The organism is Bacteroides faecis, assembly GCF_020091505.1.
GTDB lineage: Bacteria > Bacteroidota > Bacteroidia > Bacteroidales > Bacteroidaceae > Bacteroides > Bacteroides faecis.
Genome location: NZ_CP081916.1, coordinates 5398289 through 5416659 on the forward strand (window position 1 = coordinate 5398289; position 18371 = coordinate 5416659).

Annotated in this window: 21 protein-coding genes and 1 tRNA gene; 9 read left to right on the plus strand and 13 right to left on the minus strand. The window is 42.1% G+C overall.

Features of this window, described 5'->3' with window-relative positions; translation table 11 throughout:
- Positions 1–132: 132 nt before the first annotated feature.
- The 7 genes from queC to K6V30_RS21430 form a co-directional block, all read right to left on the minus strand.
- Positions 133–792 carry a 7-cyano-7-deazaguanine synthase QueC gene (queC, locus tag K6V30_RS21400; RefSeq protein ID WP_010538822.1) on the minus strand — a complete coding sequence of 220 codons (660 nt, stop codon included), beginning with the start codon at positions 790–792 and terminating at the stop codon, positions 133–135.
- A 56-nt stretch (positions 793–848) separates the two neighbouring features.
- On the minus strand, positions 849–1529 hold the full coding sequence (locus K6V30_RS21405) for a queuosine precursor transporter (protein ID WP_010538823.1): 681 nt from the start codon (positions 1527–1529) through the stop codon (positions 849–851).
- Between the two features lie 148 nt (positions 1530–1677).
- Positions 1678–1965: a winged helix-turn-helix domain-containing protein gene (locus tag K6V30_RS21410; RefSeq protein WP_010538824.1), complete on the minus strand. Its 288-nt coding sequence runs from the start codon at positions 1963–1965 to the stop codon at positions 1678–1680.
- A complete protein-coding gene (locus tag K6V30_RS21415; protein WP_010538825.1) occupies positions 1950–2540 on the minus strand; it encodes a hypothetical protein in 591 nt (196 codons plus the stop codon). The genes K6V30_RS21410 and K6V30_RS21415 overlap by 16 nt, the downstream gene beginning before the upstream one ends.
- A 59-nt stretch (positions 2541–2599) precedes the next feature.
- Entirely contained in the window at positions 2600–4777 is a 2178-nt protein-coding gene (locus K6V30_RS21420; RefSeq protein WP_055270870.1) for an outer membrane beta-barrel protein, read from the minus strand.
- 4 nt (positions 4778–4781) lie between these two features.
- Positions 4782–5156, minus strand: a complete 375-nt coding sequence (locus tag K6V30_RS21425; RefSeq protein ID WP_055270838.1) for a DUF2141 domain-containing protein — start codon at positions 5154–5156, stop codon at positions 4782–4784.
- 246 nt (positions 5157–5402) lie between these two features.
- Positions 5403–5906, minus strand: coding sequence for an RNA polymerase sigma factor (locus K6V30_RS21430; protein ID WP_022301923.1), 504 nt, complete (start codon positions 5904–5906; stop codon positions 5403–5405).
- A gap of 163 nt (positions 5907–6069) precedes the next feature.
- Between K6V30_RS21430 and K6V30_RS21435 the strand changes: the two genes are divergently transcribed.
- Positions 6070–7359, plus strand: coding sequence for a DcaP family trimeric outer membrane transporter (locus tag K6V30_RS21435; protein WP_022301922.1), 1290 nt, complete (start codon positions 6070–6072; stop codon positions 7357–7359).
- Positions 7360–7446: 87 nt separating this feature from the next.
- Here K6V30_RS21435 and K6V30_RS21440 read toward each other — a convergent pair whose 3' ends face one another.
- Positions 7447–8772, minus strand: coding sequence for an OmpP1/FadL family transporter (locus K6V30_RS21440; protein ID WP_055270840.1), 1326 nt, complete (start codon positions 8770–8772; stop codon positions 7447–7449).
- A gap of 209 nt (positions 8773–8981) precedes the next feature.
- Here K6V30_RS21440 and K6V30_RS21445 point away from each other — a divergent pair, with 209 nt between their 5' ends.
- The 6 genes from K6V30_RS21445 (at position 8982) to K6V30_RS21470 (ending at position 13788) form a co-directional block, all read left to right on the plus strand.
- Positions 8982–9983, plus strand: coding sequence for a 2-hydroxyacid dehydrogenase (locus K6V30_RS21445; RefSeq protein ID WP_010538831.1), 1002 nt, complete (start codon positions 8982–8984; stop codon positions 9981–9983).
- Between the two features lie 60 nt (positions 9984–10043).
- Positions 10044–10748 carry a pirin family protein gene (locus K6V30_RS21450; RefSeq protein WP_010538832.1) on the plus strand — a complete coding sequence of 235 codons (705 nt, stop codon included), beginning with the start codon at positions 10044–10046 and terminating at the stop codon, positions 10746–10748.
- A 47-nt stretch (positions 10749–10795) separates the two neighbouring features.
- Complete coding sequence (gene pdxH / locus K6V30_RS21455; protein WP_055270842.1) at positions 10796–11443, plus strand: pyridoxamine 5'-phosphate oxidase; 648 nt, start codon at positions 10796–10798, stop codon at positions 11441–11443.
- A gap of 71 nt (positions 11444–11514) precedes the next feature.
- The gene (locus K6V30_RS21460; protein ID WP_022301918.1) at positions 11515–12246 is read left to right on the plus strand and encodes an MBL fold metallo-hydrolase; all 732 of its coding nucleotides are present in this window, start codon (positions 11515–11517) and stop codon (positions 12244–12246) included.
- Between the two features lie 14 nt (positions 12247–12260).
- Positions 12261–13394 carry a DUF4468 domain-containing protein gene (locus K6V30_RS21465; protein WP_010538835.1) on the plus strand — a complete coding sequence of 378 codons (1134 nt, stop codon included), beginning with the start codon at positions 12261–12263 and terminating at the stop codon, positions 13392–13394.
- 13 nt (positions 13395–13407) lie between these two features.
- Positions 13408–13788 carry a VOC family protein gene (locus tag K6V30_RS21470; protein WP_055270844.1) on the plus strand — a complete coding sequence of 127 codons (381 nt, stop codon included), beginning with the start codon at positions 13408–13410 and terminating at the stop codon, positions 13786–13788.
- A gap of 59 nt (positions 13789–13847) precedes the next feature.
- On the opposite strand, the gene K6V30_RS21475 is transcribed toward K6V30_RS21470, so the two are convergent.
- Both K6V30_RS21475 and K6V30_RS21480 read right to left on the minus strand, forming a co-directional pair.
- On the minus strand, positions 13848–14315 hold the full coding sequence (locus K6V30_RS21475; protein ID WP_010538837.1) for a DUF3592 domain-containing protein: 468 nt from the start codon (positions 14313–14315) through the stop codon (positions 13848–13850).
- Complete coding sequence (locus K6V30_RS21480; RefSeq protein ID WP_010538838.1) at positions 14316–14501, minus strand: hypothetical protein; 186 nt, start codon at positions 14499–14501, stop codon at positions 14316–14318.
- 99 nt (positions 14502–14600) lie between these two features.
- On the opposite strand from K6V30_RS21480, the gene K6V30_RS21485 reads away from it, so the two are divergent.
- Positions 14601–15332, plus strand: coding sequence for a class I SAM-dependent methyltransferase (locus K6V30_RS21485; RefSeq protein ID WP_010538839.1), 732 nt, complete (start codon positions 14601–14603; stop codon positions 15330–15332).
- A gap of 161 nt (positions 15333–15493) precedes the next feature.
- Here the strand turns inward: K6V30_RS21485 and K6V30_RS21490 are convergent, their stop codons facing one another.
- Positions 15494–16096, minus strand: coding sequence for a TlpA family protein disulfide reductase (locus K6V30_RS21490; RefSeq protein WP_055270850.1), 603 nt, complete (start codon positions 16094–16096; stop codon positions 15494–15496).
- A gap of 102 nt (positions 16097–16198) precedes the next feature.
- Between K6V30_RS21490 and K6V30_RS21495 the strand changes: the two genes are divergently transcribed.
- Positions 16199–16272: transfer RNA gene (locus K6V30_RS21495), tRNA-Thr, on the plus strand.
- 35 nt (positions 16273–16307) lie between these two features.
- Here K6V30_RS21495 and K6V30_RS21500 read toward each other — a convergent pair.
- Both K6V30_RS21500 and K6V30_RS21505 read right to left on the minus strand, forming a co-directional pair.
- A complete protein-coding gene (locus tag K6V30_RS21500; protein WP_055270852.1) occupies positions 16308–17195 on the minus strand; it encodes a DMT family transporter in 888 nt (295 codons plus the stop codon).
- A gap of 390 nt (positions 17196–17585) precedes the next feature.
- The gene (locus tag K6V30_RS21505; protein WP_010538842.1) at positions 17586–18338 is read right to left on the minus strand and encodes a GNAT family N-acetyltransferase; all 753 of its coding nucleotides are present in this window, start codon (positions 18336–18338) and stop codon (positions 17586–17588) included.
- Between the last annotated feature and the right edge of the window lie 33 nt (positions 18339–18371).

Sequence of the window (18371 nt, forward strand, 5' to 3'; positions counted from 1 at the left end):
GCATTCATTAGTTATTATCACCCTATTATCACCATCTATTATCACCGATTATTCATTTGTAATCAATCAGTTAACCCTCAAAAGTGACAAGTGACAATAAAAAAACACGTTTTTAGTCTCTATGTAGAGATATTATTGATTCTTATTTTTCAAATACTTTTCCAGCCCCTCACGGCGTAACGTACAGGCAGGACAATGCCCGCAGCCATCCCCCTGAATGCCATTATAGCATGTCAAAGTCTCGTTACGAATCAAATCCAGCACTCCCAGTTCATCTGCCAATGCCCATGTTTCCGCTTTATCAATCCACATCAGAGGGGTATGGATCACAAATTGTTCATCCATTGCCAGATTCAACGTCACATTCAAAGACTTGATAAATGCGTCCCGGCAATCGGGATATCCGCTAAAGTCGGTCTGCGAAACTCCCGTGACCAAATGACTGATACCACGTTCGCGGGCATACACTGCTGCAATACTCAGAAAAAACAGGTTACGTCCCGGGACAAATGTGTTGGGTACGCTGCCTGCCGGTTTTTCCTGATCCATCACCATGGCAGTATCAGTCAATGAATTATGCCCCAATGTCCCAATGAAAGACACATCCATGACCTCAAATTCGACTTCCGCCTTTCGGGCTATTTCTCTGGCAAGTTCCACTTCCTTCTGATGCTTCTGACCATAAAGGAAACTTAAAGCATATACTTTCTTAAAGTTGCGTTTCGCCCAAAACAGGCAAGTAGTGGAATCTTGTCCGCCACTGAACACAACCAATGCAGCCTCTCTGTTCATCATAAAATACTCTTTATACTCTCAGCCTTCGAAACAGGCTTGAAGAAGTTGTTATATTAGATATCTTTTACTTTCAGCACGTTATAAGAAATGTCGGTATCATATACGTCGCTGCCGTCTATCTTCTTGATGACTTTTACCACACGGATCGTCACCGGAAGAATGATAACTTCGTACATAGATTTCAGAACTATCTGAAGTCCCATCATGATTAGTAGTTCTTTCCAGGCAATGATGCCTCCGAAAGCTACCGGGAAGAAAATCAGTGAGTCAGCAGTCTCGCCGACAAGCGTCGACAAAATAGCGCGGGCAGAAAAGTTCCGGCCCTGACTGGCTATCTTCATCTTGCTCATCACATATGCATTGAGGAATGAACCGACAAGGAAAGCCATCAAACTGGCTGCCACGATGCGGGGAGCCATGCCGAATACAAAATCGAAATGCTCTTCACCTTCCCAAAAAGGAGCGGCAGGTATCGCAACGGCTATCAAACCAAGTCCTACCACAAAGAAGTTCATGGCAAAACCGCTCCATATAATAAGGCGCGCTTTCTTGAATCCCCAGACTTCGGCGATACAATCGTTGATAATATAGGAAATAGGAAAAACCAATAATCCGGCTGTCACGGTCAAACTACCGATCTGGATGACTTTCGTCTCGAGAAGATTGGCTGCAATGAGGCATACATTAAAAAGAATGCCCAGCAACATAAAAGGTACTGATACTTTTTCTTTCATAACTCCTGTTTTTTACGTGGTGTTCTAGAATACACGACCGCTATTCACGGCATCATACGTCTTTTCTTTATTCTTTCGGGGTGCAAAGGTAGAAGAAAAAAGTGAAAAGGCAAAAAGAAACGTAGCTAAAGTATAGGCTTACTATCTTTTATAGCCCCGAAAGATACTCTTTCAGCGTCTCCACATACTCCTCCATCGCTTTCCGCCCGTCCTTAGTGATCCGGCAAGCGGTTCGCGGCCTTTTGCCCACAAAACTTTTCTCGACTTCGATATACCCCGCTTCGCTTAGCTTATCCAACTGTACACTCAGGTTACCGGCTGTCGACTGAGTTTTCTCTTTCAGATAGACAAATTCCGCCTCCTCAACCGTGAGAAGAATAGACATAATAGCTAGACGAAGCTGTGAGTGCAATATTGGATTCAGTTCTTTAAACATTGTTTCTTCATCTGTTTATTCATTATATGCCCCGGGATTATCATCATCACTATAAAGATAGCGGCAAACACCAGATATACTCCGCTTCCATGAATAAAAAGCATGGAAAAAGAAAGGGCGATACCAATGATTCCTGCTATGCTAAGTGGCTTGTACTTACATACCAAACCTGTGAGAGTAGCCCCCATCCCCATCAGTAAGGAAACGACAAACAGAATATCAATACGGACAACAAATGCCATGCAGGACAGGCAGAAACCCACTACTCCAAACACAGTCCATATCTGGGCGGTCACCCGGTCTATGTAATTCTTCGCTCCTTTATTCTTGTCCTTCCTATTAAAGAAGATTGTCAGCGGTCCGGCAATGGCAGGCAAAGCAAACCAGAGATAATTGATCTGCCACATTCCCGTCTGCAAATAAAAATACCACACCACAAGCGATACGATAACAGTAGTATACCCCCATATCAACAACGGATAGGCTGCATAACGGGCTGCATTGTCCTGTGTCTCCCGAATCATACGGGCAATCAGTTCCAAACTCTCTTTCTCGGAAATTCTCTTGTCTTCCATGTTCTATCAATTTTGTTTCAAAAATAATATTGTTTACGTAATAAACCAAAAATACCTGTTTATTTTCCTTCGATACGGCTTCTTTCGCTTGCCGATTTCTTTTCTACGGTCACTGTACCCGATTTCTTTCCATGATTGAAATTCCAGGTGAATGTGAGTTTCATCAGCCTTCCGCTCGAAGCCAGCTCAAAACGGTTCTGCGATGAATAACTCGGTACATTGCTGAAATAAGAATTATACCGGTTGAAGATATTGTCTACTCCCAAAGTGGCTACGCAACGCCCGTCTTTCCATTTCTTGCGCAGATGCAGGTTGAATGTATGACGAGGATCGATCCCGCTATTGCCGGAATACAACCGGCTAACTCCGTTATATTGTGCTTCCAACGAATAGTCCGACGGTAAAAGGACTGTAGCATTGGCATTGGCAAAATAAAGGAAGTGCCCAAAGTAATCGCCCTCCCGATACATGCGGATATCTTGTCTTACTCCAATAAAGCTGGCATTCAGATTCAGCCAGTTGAGCGGCTGCCAGGGAGCAGTAACAGCTACGAACCAATGGTTCTCACGATTGTGATTCTCGTTGATAACGTACGATATATCCGAATTTTCCGCATCTTCTTTACCAAACTGACGAATCAGGTCATGATGTAAATTACCGCCAATAGTCAACGTATACCGGAAGTTATAGACCAGTGTAATACTAAACTTATTAATATAGGTAGGGCGCAACATCGGGTTACCGACCAGATAACTGTATTCGGAAGTCTGAATCCGGTTCGGATTGAGAGCCGAGAAAGTCGGACGCTCTATATATCGCCCATATTGCCCGATAAGCATCCACTTATGGATTTCATCAAAATAGAAACTTCCGTCGATATGCGGAAACCAGTCCCAGTATCTTCTCGTCTGACGTTCCGTTTCATTGGAGGTCTGCGTATATTCTCCCCGAAGCCCAATATGGACAGCTCCTCTTTTCATATCCAAAGAATAAGTGCCGTACAAAGCACCGATATTCTCATGGTAATCGAGCTCATATCCATAAGCAGCATTGGGTTTCCAACTTTCGTCAGGTTCCAGCCCTTCGTAACAGGCATCATCCTTCATTCCCGTATAGGTATATTTCATTCCTACCTGAAAAAACGATTTCTTATGCAGTTGTTGTTTCCACGACAGATCGGCAGTCGCAATCTGATAAGTGGCATTAGAGCGGGAGCGATAAACGGTATCTTTATTTAAAGTACCTATCTCCTGAAAAATCTGATATTGATTTCTGCCATGCAGATCCTTAGAAATATAATCGGTGACAAGTTTCAGCACAGAACCGTCCTTATCCAGTTTATGTATGTAGTTGGCAGTAGCCGTATACATATTATAAGTCTCTTTCTGACGATACACACCCTGACTTTCCATCCCCAGCGGTCCGACAGACAGAGTAGAGTAACTCTGAGACGGCCAGATATATCCGCGACGAACATACTCCAGTTCTACTCCCAAACTATTGGAAGAATCCATCGTATAGACTGTTCCCATCCGAATCGTCCCGTAACGGGAAGGCTGCTTCATACGGGTCAGACTGGAAAAACCTTTGTCTCCCGCTGCATAATCACGAGTAACGTATAAATCTCCTTTATTCTGCGGAATCAACGTGCCGGAAGCAAATCCATACGTATCCCACTTCCCACTGTGATAATTCAAGCTTCCACTAGGCTGATAAGATTGCAAGGAAGAAGCAAAAGAAGCATTCATTGAAAGATTTCCCTGAAATCCTTTATCTGTATGACGTCTCATTATAATATGTATAGCACCTCCCTGAGCATCGGCATCCTTATCGGCTCCCGCCATCGGAAGCACTTCAACACGGGCAATATCGTCCGACTTCAAAGAACGGAGATAGCCTATCAGCATTTCTCCGGTAAGTTTTATCTCCCGATTATCTACATACACCTTCGTGCCGGAAGAACCATTAATGGAAATCCGCTCGTCGGACAACCATACTCCGGGTGCTTGCTGAAGGAGTTCCACTCCGTCTTTGTTCTGTGCAGGAGGAACGGACAGGATAAAGCGGTCCGCCTTCCGCTTCACGGGACTTGTACGTACTACTACTTCCTGCAACGCATAAGTGGAATCTTCTGTCAAAGTATCATTGGCAGCCGTTGGATGAGCAGCCACTGGAGTCTGTCCCCAAGCAGCAATTCCGGCAAAGCCGGTCAGTATCGAAAATATCAGGCGTCTCATGCTGTCAGTCATTTACCGGATAATACATTTTCACCTTAACGGTGGCCGAAGCTTCCGGCTCTTTCTTGCATTTTTCTCTGGCATATCCTTCTACCGGTATCCCCTGCTCATTCTTATCGAGTTCCCAGTTTCCGTTCTCATCATGGAAAAGAGAGATCAAAAACTTTTCCCACGGCACATCTTTCAAAACAACAGTCACTGTATCTTTAACAGCAGTTGCCATCGCATATACCGGCTTTGATTCCGAATCCTGTTGAGCCATGACCATAATGGCACCTTTTGCGCTACGAATACCCCGAACTTCTACTTTTACTTCTTGTGCAAAAGTAACAACGTGGTAACAAACAATCCCTAAAGCAATGAGTAACAAGCGTTTCATCTTTTTCTTCCTCCCGATCAATTAGTTGATACAATTTAATTAGTTTATTTTATAAACCATATATGGATTAAAAAAAGTAAGGAGCTGCGCATCTCTCTTACTCGATGCAAACATAAATAGGTTTATTTTATAAACCAAATATTTCGGAAGAATATTTCAAAAAAACAAGCCTTCCTGTCATTCGTCGTAGTTTGACAGGAAGGCTCTACTTTGACCTTAAAACACATCACTCAATTAGAAAGTGCATCAGGAGAAGTCTTTCAGTTCTTCTTTCAGACGCTTACGGATAAAGAACAAACGGCTCTTTACCGTCCCCATCGGCAATCCTAATTTTTCGGCAATTTCCCTGTATTTAAATCCAGCGACAAACATCTGGAAAGGAACTTTCATATCTTCGGGGATGGAATGTATCACTCGATACAACTGCTTCATATCATAAGCAAACTCAAAACGGTCGCCATCTTCATCTTCTATCATACTCTGCTGATTGATAGAGTAGGTATCATCAATAAGATTCATCTCACGAACAGTGCGACGGTAGTTGTTGACAAAGATATTGCGCATGATGGTAAACATCCATCCTTTCAGATTCTTGGCATGCGTAAACTTCTCATGATTGTCTAATGCCTGCAATACACAATCCTGGACTAAATCGTTGGCTGATTCACGGTCTGAAGTCAACTTATATGCGAAACGATGCAGGTCTGGCTCCATCGCCAATATTCCTTGAGTAAAATCTACTTTTTCCATTCTCGTATTTTATTTATCTAATTAGTACGGTACAAAGATCTGCTTTTTTAGAACGATTATAAATAGCAATTCTTCCGATAAGTTTGGCAATTTTTCCTTAGCCCCTCTCAACCATTTCTTTTTTTAGTTGTTCATTGGGCATTCACCTAAAACTTAACTGATAATGAAAACAAGCTTTAAAATGGTAGCTATGCTACTGGGGATTGGAATTTTCCCCGTTTGTGCCCATGCACAAAAGAAAGTAGTCATCGAAGATGAGGAACCCAATTCCATCATGTTTGTCTCACGGGACAAAGCCGGTGATGAAATCATCCGGATTATGAACGACCGTTCGCAAATGCGTTTCCATGATCCGAATGCTCCCCGCTTCTTGCTGACTGACCAGAAAGGGAAATTCGCCCTGGGTATCGGAGGCTATGTACGTGCTACGGCAGAATATGACTTCGGTGGTATTGTAGACGATGTAGATTTCTATCCGGCATTGATTCCACAACGTGGTAGTGGCAATTTTGCCAAGAATCAATTTCAGATGGACATCACCACTTCTACCCTATTCCTTAAATTGGTAGGCCGAACTAAACATCTGGGAGACTTTGTAGTTTATACCGCCGGTAACTTCCGTGGCGACGGGAAGACCTTTGAACTACAGAATGCGTATGCACAATTTTTAGGTTTCACCATCGGATACAGCTATGGTTCATTCATGGACCTTTCGGCTCTGCCGGCTACTATCGACTTCGCCGGCCCCAATGGTTCCGCCTTCTATCGTACTACCCAGCTGAGTTACATGTGCGATAAACTGAAGAACTGGAAATTCGGCGTTGCTATGGAAATGCCTTCAGTAGATGGTACCACAAATAGTGATGTATCTATCAGCACTCAGCGAATGCCGGATTTTGCAGCTTCTGCACAATATAACTGGAATAGTAACAGTCATATTAAACTGGGAGCAATCGTACGCAGCATGACTTATTCAAGCAATGTACACGATAAGGCATTTTCTACTACAGGATTTGGTCTGCAAGCCTCTACTACATTTAATGTCACCAAGAAGTGGCAAGTGTTCGGACAGCTTAATTATGGAAAGGGAATCGGTTCTTACCTGAATGATTTAAGTAATCTGAATGTAGACATTGTTCCCGACCCAGACAATGAAGGAAAGATGCAGGTCCTCCCGATGCTGGGATGGTATGCGGGCTTACAGTATAATATTTGCCCGAATGTCTTTGTATCCGGAACATATAGCCTGTCCAGACTTTACTCTGAAAACAACTATCCGAGTGCTAACCCGGAAGCTTATCGGAAAGGTCAGTACTTTGTTGCAAATGCCTTTTGGAATGTAACTAGTAATATGCAAGTGGGCGTTGAATATTTGAGAGGCTGGCGCACAGACTTCAGTTCTTCCACCCGCCATGCAAACCGATTGAATATGCTGGTACAATATTCTTTCTAACCTAATATAATATATAATATGAGAAGCCGCCTCAAAACAATGTTTGAGACGGCTTCTTTTTATATAAAATCGTAACGGATTTTAAGATCAGAATTTGTAGTCAACGCCCAAGCCGAACACTTTATTTGTACGACTATATGTAGTTGATCCAGTTGCGGTTATTTTATCATAGTCACTATAGTTTGTCCAAAAATAAGCAACATTCATCGTCAAATGCTTTGTCATCTTGATTGCGGCACCGAAACCAAGTGAATAAGAATCACACGAGAAGCTAATATCACTTTGGAAATCATCAGCCAAGCCATAATCAGTACGTTGGAAACCGCCGCTAAGAGTCAGTTGTTTTGTTACATCCCATTCTGCACCTAGCAAAAATTCATGTGTACCATGCTTCAAAGCTTTCTCTTTACCACCTGCCATACCAGCAGCTTTATCAAAGAAATGGTGATATTCAACAGATGCACGAAGAGTAGGAAGGATTTCATAACCAACAGCAGCAGTCAGCAATGCAGGAATATCACTTGGAGTGTTTACACCGTCTTTAAAACTAGCCAATGGATTAAGTTCGTCATCCGGCATTGCAACTCCACTAGCACGTACTTCCGCCTTCCTAGTCTTATTTTCGAGATTCAAATTTGTCAGAAACTCATACTTCAAACCAATATTCCATTTACCAAGTTTCACGTCAGCACCTAGAATAGGAGTGATTCCCCAACCTGTCTGATCACAGTCTAGTTCGATGGCAGCCAATTCAGTACCACCTAAGTTCGGTATATTACTGTTTACAGTTGCAGTCAGAAATCCTTCATAACCACCGCTGAAATAGTTCATACGCCCACCTGCAAAAACGCTCAACCAATCGTTTATTTTATATGACAAACCCAATTGTACACCATAAATAAACTGGCTGCCATCCATTGCGCTATTAATCGAATACATACTGGGAGTTATTTGTCCACCTGAAGCTTGGCTAATATTTCCCATAATCATTGAATCGAACATACCTAAGCCATCATCAAAAGACGCTTTTCCACCGCCACCTACAACAGCGAAACTACCGGAAATAGTCCAGTCACCTTTTTTATATGCACCTTGGAAACTAGGTATAAAAGGAGCAGAAGCTGTACCCTTATAATAACGTCTGTTTCCTTCTTCTGGGAAAAGTGGAAATGTAGTGCTTATATTACGCGTTTGATAGGCGCTTTGTCCATTCAAAGAAAGATAAAGACCGTCACCCGGCAAGAAAGCCAAACCGGCTGGATTAGAGTAAACACCGTCAATATCAATGGAAGCGCCACGTGCCAACATTCTAAGGAAAGATACGTGTTGATTAGTATTTGTCAGAAGACCTCCGGCAAAAGTTGGAATTGAAACGATTAACATTACAAATCCAATCAAGGAAATTTTTCTCATCTAAATCTTTTTTAAATTATTTCGGGCGCAAAGATACAATATTCCTGCACACGCAATATATATTTGTGCATTTATTTTCGCTTACCCTCCATTTTAATTGAAAATTAAAACTGTTTCTAATGAAACAATCTATATTTAAGACAAGACAAAGGATAAACAAATCACTTCACTTTTACGTTTATTAATAAGAATAAAAACTGAAAAAGATTATGGCCTATACAATTGCATTTTTCGGGACAAAGCCCTATGACGAAGCGTCCTTCAATGATAAGAACAAAGAGTTCGGATTTGAATTCCGTTATTATAAAGGACATCTGAATAAGAATAATGTGTTATTAACACAAGGTGTAGACGCTGTCTGCATTTTTGTCAATGATACAGCCGATGCTGAAGTAATCAACGCTATGGCAGCCAACGGAGTAAAACTTCTGGCACTCCGATGTGCCGGATTCAACAACGTAGACCTGAATGCAGCTGCCAATGCCGGAATCACCGTTGTGCGCGTTCCTGCCTATTCGCCTTATGCCGTGGCCGAATATACCGTAGCCCTCATGCTCTCTCTCAACCGGAAAATTCCACGTGCTTCGTGGCGTACGAAAGACGGCAACTTTTCTCTTCATGGTCTGATGGGATTTGATATGCACGGTAAGACAGTTGGTATCATCGGCACAGGAAAAATCGCCAAAATACTGATTCATATATTAAAGGGATTCGGAATGAACGTACTGGCTTATGACCTGTATCCTGACTACAACTTCGCACGCGAAGAACAGATAGTCTATACTTCTCTGGATGAACTGTACCATAGCTCCGATATCATTTCCTTGCATTGCCCGCTTACCGAAGCCACTAAATATCTGATCAATGACTATTCTATCAGTAAAATGAAAGACGGAGTCATGATTATCAATACCGGTCGCGGACAGTTGATCCATACCAATGCCCTGATCGAAGGTTTAAAAAACAAGAAAATCGGCTCTGCCGGATTGGATGTATACGAAGAAGAAAGCGAATACTTCTATGAAGACCAGTCCGACCGCATCATTGACGATGATGTACTTGCACGTCTGCTCTCATTCAATAATGTGATTGTCACTTCGCACCAGGCCTTTTTCACGCGGGAAGCAATGGGAAATATTGCAGTAACAACCCTGCAAAACATCAAAGACTTCATCAACCACAAGCCTCTGCTAAATGAAGTGAAGAGATAGAACTTTTACGTAACTTCCCTTGTTACAGAAGTATATAAACAATTAGAAAAGGAGAAAATTATGAAGAAAGTAATACATAAAGCAGATACAAGAGGACATTCCCAACATGACTGGCTGGATAGTTATCATACTTTCAGCTTTGACGAGTACTTTGATTCTGACCGTATCAACTTCGGTGCCCTTCGCGTATTGAACGACGATAAGATTGCTCCCGGAGAAGGTTTCCAGACGCATCCGCATAAAAATATGGAAATTATTACCATCCCATTGAAAGGACATCTGCAACACGGTGACAGCAAAAAGAATAGCCGGATTATCACTGTCGGAGAGATTCAGACAATGAGTGCCGGAACCGGAATCTTTCATAGCGAAATGAATGCCAGTCCTGTAGAACCGGTAGAAATCCTGCAAATTTGGATTATGCCGAAAGAACGGAACACGCACCCCGTCTACAAAGATTTCAGCATCAAAGAGCTGGAACGTCCCAACGAACTGGCAGTAATCGTATCACCCGACGGCAGTACGCCCGCTTCACTTTTACAAGATACCTGGTTCTCTATCGGAAAGGTAGAAGCCGGAAAGAAACTCGGCTATCACATGCATCAGAGTCACGGAGGTGTATACATCTTTTTGATTGAAGGAGAAATCGCAGTAGACGGAGAAGTACTGAAACGTCGTGACGGAATGGGTGTCTATGATACGAAAAGTTTCGAACTGGAGACATTGAAGGACTCACATATCTTACTGATAGAAGTACCGATGTAAACTCTTTAAAATTTAAAAATAAGAATTAGATATTGCTTGATACGTATATGGTAAAAACAAATATTGCTGATATCCGGCAAGAATACAGTAAAAGCGGGTTGAGGGAAAGCGAACTTCCCGGCGACCCGCTTTCGCTTTTCAGTCGCTGGCTGCAGGAAGCCATTGACGCAAATGTAGAAGAGCCGACCGCCGTCATCGTAGGCACCGTATCTCCCGAAGGCAGACCCTCTACCCGCACCGTATTGCTGAAAGGGCTGCATGACGGAAAGTTTATTTTCTACACCAACTACGAAAGCCGCAAAGGAAAACACCTGGCACAGAATCCATACATATCCCTTTCCTTTGTCTGGCATGAACTCGAAAGACAAGTACATATAGAAGGAGTCGCCACGAAAGTTCCTTCCGAAGAATCGGACGAATACTTCCAAAAACGTCCTTATAAAAGCAGAATCGGTGCACGCATTTCACCGCAAAGCCAACCGATAGCGAGCCGGATGCAACTGATACGCGCCTTCGTCAGAGAAGCTGCCCGATGGATTGGAAAGGAAGTGGAAAGGCCTGATAATTGGGGAGGATATGCCGTCACCCCCACCCGAATGGAATTTTGGCAAGGACGCCCCAATCGGTTACATGATCGCTTCCTGTATACACTAAAGACGGACGGAAAATGGGAAATCAATCGACTTTCTCCTTGATTTCACTGATTTTTCTTGCCAACTCCAACTAGAATACGTAATATTGCAACTGTAAAAATAATCAGCCTACTATGACACTGGATTATATTTATCACAGCGGTTTCGCCATTGAAACAGAAGGCGTGACCGTCATCATCGATTATTACAAAGACTCTTCGGAAACTGAACATAACCGGGGAATCGTACATGACTACCTCCTGCAAAGACCGGGTAAACTCTATGTATTAGCTACCCACTTCCATCCCGATCACTTCAACCGTGAAATATTGACTTGGAAAGAGGAACGTCCTGACATCCGGTATATTTTCTCCAAAGATATTCTGAAAAGTCACCGGGCAAAGCCCGAAGATGCCATTTATATAAAAAAGGGAGAAATCTACGAAGACGACGCCATCCGCATCGAAGCATTCGGTTCGACTGATGTCGGCAGCTCATTCCTTATTCATCTGCAAGATTGGAGTATCTTCCATGCAGGAGACTTGAACAACTGGCACTGGAGTGAAGAATCAACCGAAGCAGAGATACGAAAAGCCAACGGAGACTTCCTGGCAGAAGTTAAATATCTAAAAGAAAAAGCGCCTGAGATTGATTTAGCGCTATTCCCAGTGGACCGCAGGATGGGAAAAGATTATATGAAAGGTGCAAAACAGTTCATCGAACAAATAAAAACTACTATATTTGTACCCATGCACTTCAGTGAAGACTACGAAGGCGGAAATGCCCTCCGTGATTTTGCCGAAAATGCAGGATGCCGGTTTATCAGCATCACCCATCGGGGCGAAAGTTTTGAAATAACCAAATAAACACAATAATAATTATGAATAAGTTAACAATCCTGTTTCTTACCATGCTTCTCACATGCCTGCCAATGGCTATGAGAGCTGATTCGCACAAAGAAAAAAGAGATGATACCAGATACCTTGCGGGAGCTGTTCCGGTAGTGGATGGTAAAGTAGTATTTTCCAAGGAATTCCAAATTCCGGGAATGAGTCAGAAGCAAATCTACGACACTGTAATGAAGTGGATGAACAAACGTCTGAAAGAGAATAACAATCCGGACAGCCGCGTCGTTTTCAGCGATGAAGCACAAGGAACAATCGCCGGTGTAGGTGAAGAATGGATCACATTTTACTCCAGTGCATTATCATTAGACCGCACTTGGGTTAATTATCAAATTACCGTTACCTGCAAACCGGGCAGCTGTCTGGTAGAACTGGAGAAAATCCGTTTTACCTATCGCGAAACAGAAAAATATAAAGCAGAAGAATGGATCACAGACGAATACGCGTTGAACAAGTCAAAAACCAAACTGGTACGCGGCCTGGCTAAATGGCGTAGAAAAACGGTAGACTTTGCCGACGATATCTTTATGGATGTAGCTGTAGCCTTCGGTGCTCCCGACACTCGTCCGAAATCTGAGAAGAAGAAAAAAGAAGAAGAAGCACAGAAACCATCAATCGTTGCTGCTGCCGGTCCGGTGGTGATCGGGCAAGGTGGTAAAGTGACCACAACAGAACCGGCTCAAGCCACTGTTCCTGCTGCAACTCTCACTCCTGCAACTCCTGTCGGCAAGGCTTCGGCTGATATGCCGGGATATACAGAAATCGACCTGAAACAGATTCCGGGTGATGTATATGCACTGATGGGCAATGGCAAACTGGTAATTTCTATCGGCAAGGATGAATTCAACATGACCAATATGACGGCCAATGCAGGTGGCGCACTGGGCTATCAGAACGGTAAAGCTGTGGCTTACTGCACACTGTCTGCCGATCAGCCTTACGAAGCTATAGAAAAAGCTGATACTTATACGCTGAAACTATATGCTCCGAACCAAACGGCTCCTTCAGCTGTTATCGAATGTAAGAAACTGCCTTCACAAACGGCTCCGCAAGCGGGACAACCCCGTACATACGTCGGAGAAATCGTGAAGCTACTGATGAAAAAATAACAAGATAGCAATCATGGAAATTAAAAGTAGATTTGATCACTTTAATATCAATGTAACGAATCTGGAGCGAAGCATTGCTTTTTATGAAAAGGCGCTTGGCTTAAAAGAACATAGTCGGAAGGAAGCTTCCGACGGTTCTTTCATCCTGGTCTACCTGACGGACAACGAAACAGGTTTTCTGCTGGAACTGACCTGGCTGAAAGACCATACCGCACCCTACGAACTGGGTGAAAACGAAAGCCATCTGTGCTTTCGCGTAGCCGGTGATTATGATGCCGTCCGGCAATATCACAAAGAAATGAATTGTGTATGTTTTGAAAATACAGCCATGGGGCTTTATTTTATCAATGACCCGGATGATTATTGGATCGAGATACTCCCACAAAAGAAGTAACTTCATAAAAATAGCCGGCAGGATGATGATCCTACCGGCTATTTTTATATAAAGGGTTATCAGTTACTAAACAAATAACACATTCCTAAAATACCTGATAATATAAAAAAAGATCCGGGAACCAATGAAGACATAAGCAATCGTGTTACTTTCATTCTGCGCTGAACAAACATAGATGTTTCATTATCCGGGTTATACCAGATTGTCACTTTATCGCCTACATGTATATTGTCCGGAGAAAATACGATATCCGCTTCCGGAACAGGACCTTTCACATCTATATTAGGATTAATATATTTACAACACGTTTTATCTTTCCCTTTCCATAGGTATTCTACAGTCGGACGCATCAGAGTCCTTCCTTTTCTATCAACATCCTCCTTGATATCAACCACTTTTCCATATATTTTCTTAGGATATTCTTTCTCTATTCTCCAAATCATGAGAGAAATCACAAACGAATACATCACCATACCACCTCCACGAAAAAAGAGCAGCAGTGATAATATGAAAACGATTACTCCCATTTATTTTTTATGTCTATTAGCTCTTTTTTTTCTAATATCCGCTTTCATCTTCGCAGCTCCGGAACCATGCTGTCCACGAATATACGTCGCCTTTTTTGCTTTTGTTTTTACTTTTTCCTCTTCCCGGGGCTTATCTTTCTTACCTTTAAAGACGATTCCACCCATTATTGCATCTTCTATACTCATATATCATTTTGTTAGTATTCACATTTCTGACTACAAAGATAAGGCTTTTCTATGGAATTGCTTATCTTTGTCAACTAAAAACAATACGAAACCCTCAAAATGGCAACAACAATTCTTCCTGCAGAAAAAGACCCGATGGGAGCTGCAATCTCCGATTATTTCAATCATCACAGAGCTGACCGCTTACGAGTATTCTCTTCTCAGTTTGAAGAAGATGAAATTCCCGTCAAGGAATTATTCCGGAGCTTTCAAACGATGCCTGTACTGGAACGTACCGCACTGCAAATAGCTACAGGAAAAATATTGGATGTAGGCGCCGGAAGTGGTTGCCACGCACTGGCACTACAAGAAATGGGAAAAGAAGTTTGCGCCATTGATATCTCTCCACTCTCCAACGAGGTTATGAAACAACGTGGAGTGAAAGACTCCCGCCTCATCAATCTGTTTGATGAAACATTCACTGAAACATTCGATACGATTCTGATGCTAATGAATGGTTCCGGAATCATAGGAACCTTGGATAATATGCCCGTCTTCTTCCAGCGAATGAAACGCATACTCCGCCCCGAAGGGTATATTTTGATGGATTCCAGCGACCTACGCTATCTTTTCGAAGAAGAGGACGGCAGCATGCTGATCGATCTGGCAGGAGATTACTATGGAGAAGTTGATTTCCAAATGCAATACAAGGATATAAAAGGAGATACATTTGATTGGCTATACATAGATTTCCAGACACTTAGCCTATATGCTTCCGAATATGGATTCAAAGCGGAATTAATTAAGGAAGGAAAGCATTATGACTATCTGGCAAAACTGAGTCTTGCATAACAAAGTATTATTTCAAGTCGAAAAAAAACTCTATTTAGGATAGTGACGGTATCCTATCGGGATAGTGTAACCATATGAACCATATAGCGTCACTATCCCAACGTGATAGTGACACTATATGAATTGCCTCCAAATACGGTTCAGAGACCTGCTACGTGCACTTATTTCAGCATTTCATTGATCTGCTGAACAAGAGAAGAAAATTCCTCTTCGTTATACAGACGAGTCAGTTTGACAATTTTCCCATCGCGGTCTATCAGCACATTCCGTGTGATTCCGGCATCGCGCAACGCATATTTTGCGAAAATATCTGCTCCCGGGTCCAGCCCCAGCGGATAAGTCACTCCGGTGGACTTAGCAAAGGCAAGTACTTTATCAAGTGGTTCATCACGGTCGATACCTATCAACGCAAAATCTGCATTATCCTTATGCTTCAGCCAAATGTCTTTTTCTATAAAAGGCATCTCCTTGCGGCATACTCCACACCAACTCGCCGTAAACTGTAACATGACAACTTTTCCACGAAGCGACGACAAAGTTACTTGCTTGCCATCTGTCAATGTTATCGTAAAATCAGGAGCCATCTCTCCTACTCTGACGATATATCCTGTACTATCGGCCTGCACTGCCATCACATCATCCGTAACCTTCACCGTATCAGAAGTACCCTCAGTAACTTCCGCTCCTTTTTTCTGACCCGAACAAGCCAATAAGCTTATGGCTAAAAAAACCACACCACATACATTCATAATTTTCTTTTTCATCTTCTTTATAACCATTAGTGAGACTGCAAATATAAAAAAAGTACACGACGTATTTGCATTTTTAAAATAAATTCATACCTTTGCACCCGCAAAACAGAAAACGCCTCTTTAGCTCAGTTGGCCAGAGCACGTGATTTGTAATCTCGGGGTCGTTGGTTCGAATCCGACAAGAGGCTCACTCAAATAAAATGCCGCTATATGCGGCATTTTTTTATACCCTTTCTTTTCGGTTTTCACGATACACAACGATACTCACGGCTACCAGAATCAATAATATTCCGATAAATGTATTCAGCGTAAAAAGTTCATTAAAAACAAAGACACCGATCACAACTGCTGTCAGCGGCTCCATCGCCCCCAAAATAGAAGTGAGAGTAGGCCCTGCATTCTTTATTGCCTGTACCAGAGTTATATTAGAAATAGCGGTAGCCGGTAAGGCTAACCCTAAAATAATCAGCCAGACATAACTATCTGTCACCATACGAAGCCCAGATGTGCAACAAGCTCCTGCTATATAAGAAAGTGCTCCCAAACTCATGACATAACAAGTAAGCACCGTAGAGTTAATCTTCACAACTCTTGTATTACGCACTCCTATAATATAGGCAGCATATGAAAAAACAGAAACACAAGCTGACACCAATCCAATCGACACATTTCCATCCTTCACGTCTGCTCCTCCCAATGAAAGTACAGATGCTCCGGACAAGGACATCAACACGGCAACAATCACCCACACCGACCTTTTCTCCCGGAAAACAAACATCATAACCAATGCAACAGCCAGCGGATACATGAAATGAATCGTAGACGCTACCCCACTGGCAATGTTCTGATATGCAATGATTAAACTGAAAGAGGTGATCGCCCTCAATAGACTCAAGGCAAAAACTACCGCAAAATCCTTTCTTTTCAATCGAAAGTCACAACCGGAAAATAATCCGAATATAATTAATACGACCGAAGCTATCCCCCAACGGTAAGAAAGTACCTCAAAAGCTGAAAAACCAATCAGCAACAAAGTGATAGAGAAAAACGGAGCCAGTCCAAAAGTGGAAGAGGAAACCGCTGCATAAAGTATACCTTTTATACGACTCATGAATATATCCAACTAAAATCCGACTAAAAGTTATCAAAGTATCAAACATTATTTCACAACTCAGTGATCACAGCAACCGGCAACCCTGTACATTCAGCTATCACATCATCCGATACCCCTTTCTTCTTAAAGTTACGGGCTATCTCTGTCTTTCGGAGGAACTCCCTACCAAATAAAAGAAGTTAAGTTCACAGTCAAAGACACAACCGGAATAAACACAAACAAAAAGATAACAAAAGAGAACAATATTATGACGGTCTTCACAGCTACCGCAATTTTCCTCTTAATTATCTGGTTATTGGCCCGCTTCTTATTTCATAAACAAAAGAAATAAAGAGATGAAAAGCAGAGAATAATCCTATCGCATTACTCCCGTATCACCTGTCTTTTTTATTTTTTGAGTATTCTCTTTAAATGTTCGACATCTAAAAGTAAATTCACTGTCTCAAAATTCCCTTTATAAAAAACACCCCAGTTATTGAAAACACAAGGTAAGTTTTTCGCTTTTTCTAGTGTATCCACTTGAATTAAAGATACAGGAACGTTATTTATTTCACAATATTGTTTTACCATTTCAATCCTTTGATAGATATAAGGACATTGCATATCATAATAAATGGTCAGTTCTTCGCTTTCAACTTTCATCTTCTTAGCATTTTGCGCAAACTTTGGTATTGTTCCATCAAAAGAAAGCGCAAGCAGATCATATCCATTATCGGTTGTATCAACAACTTCAAAACCAAATTTCTTTGCAAACGATTGGTCGGAAAGCCAGTTCTTTTGTTTTTTTGATCCGAGCATACAAACACCTGATTTACCTTTTTCTTTGGCATCTGCCAAGCAATACTCCATCAGAGCTCTTCCATATCCGTTCCCTTTGGATCCCCCTAAAACCCATAAACAATAAAGATAATAATAGTTATCACCCATGACAGGAACCCAGGCTGTCTCAAGAGGAGCATACTCTATAAAAACCGTAGCCTTTGCATTGAGCTTTCTAAAAACATGGCCTTCATTGAGTCTGTCGGAAAGCCATCGCCGCTTAGCGTCAATACCCGCATGAGGCTTTTTACTACGAATAATGCAGCATAAATGCTCATCATTAAGGTTCTCGGTTGTTAAGTTCACAAAATCTGCATTCATATATGTATCCTCGCATTAAATTAGATATTATCA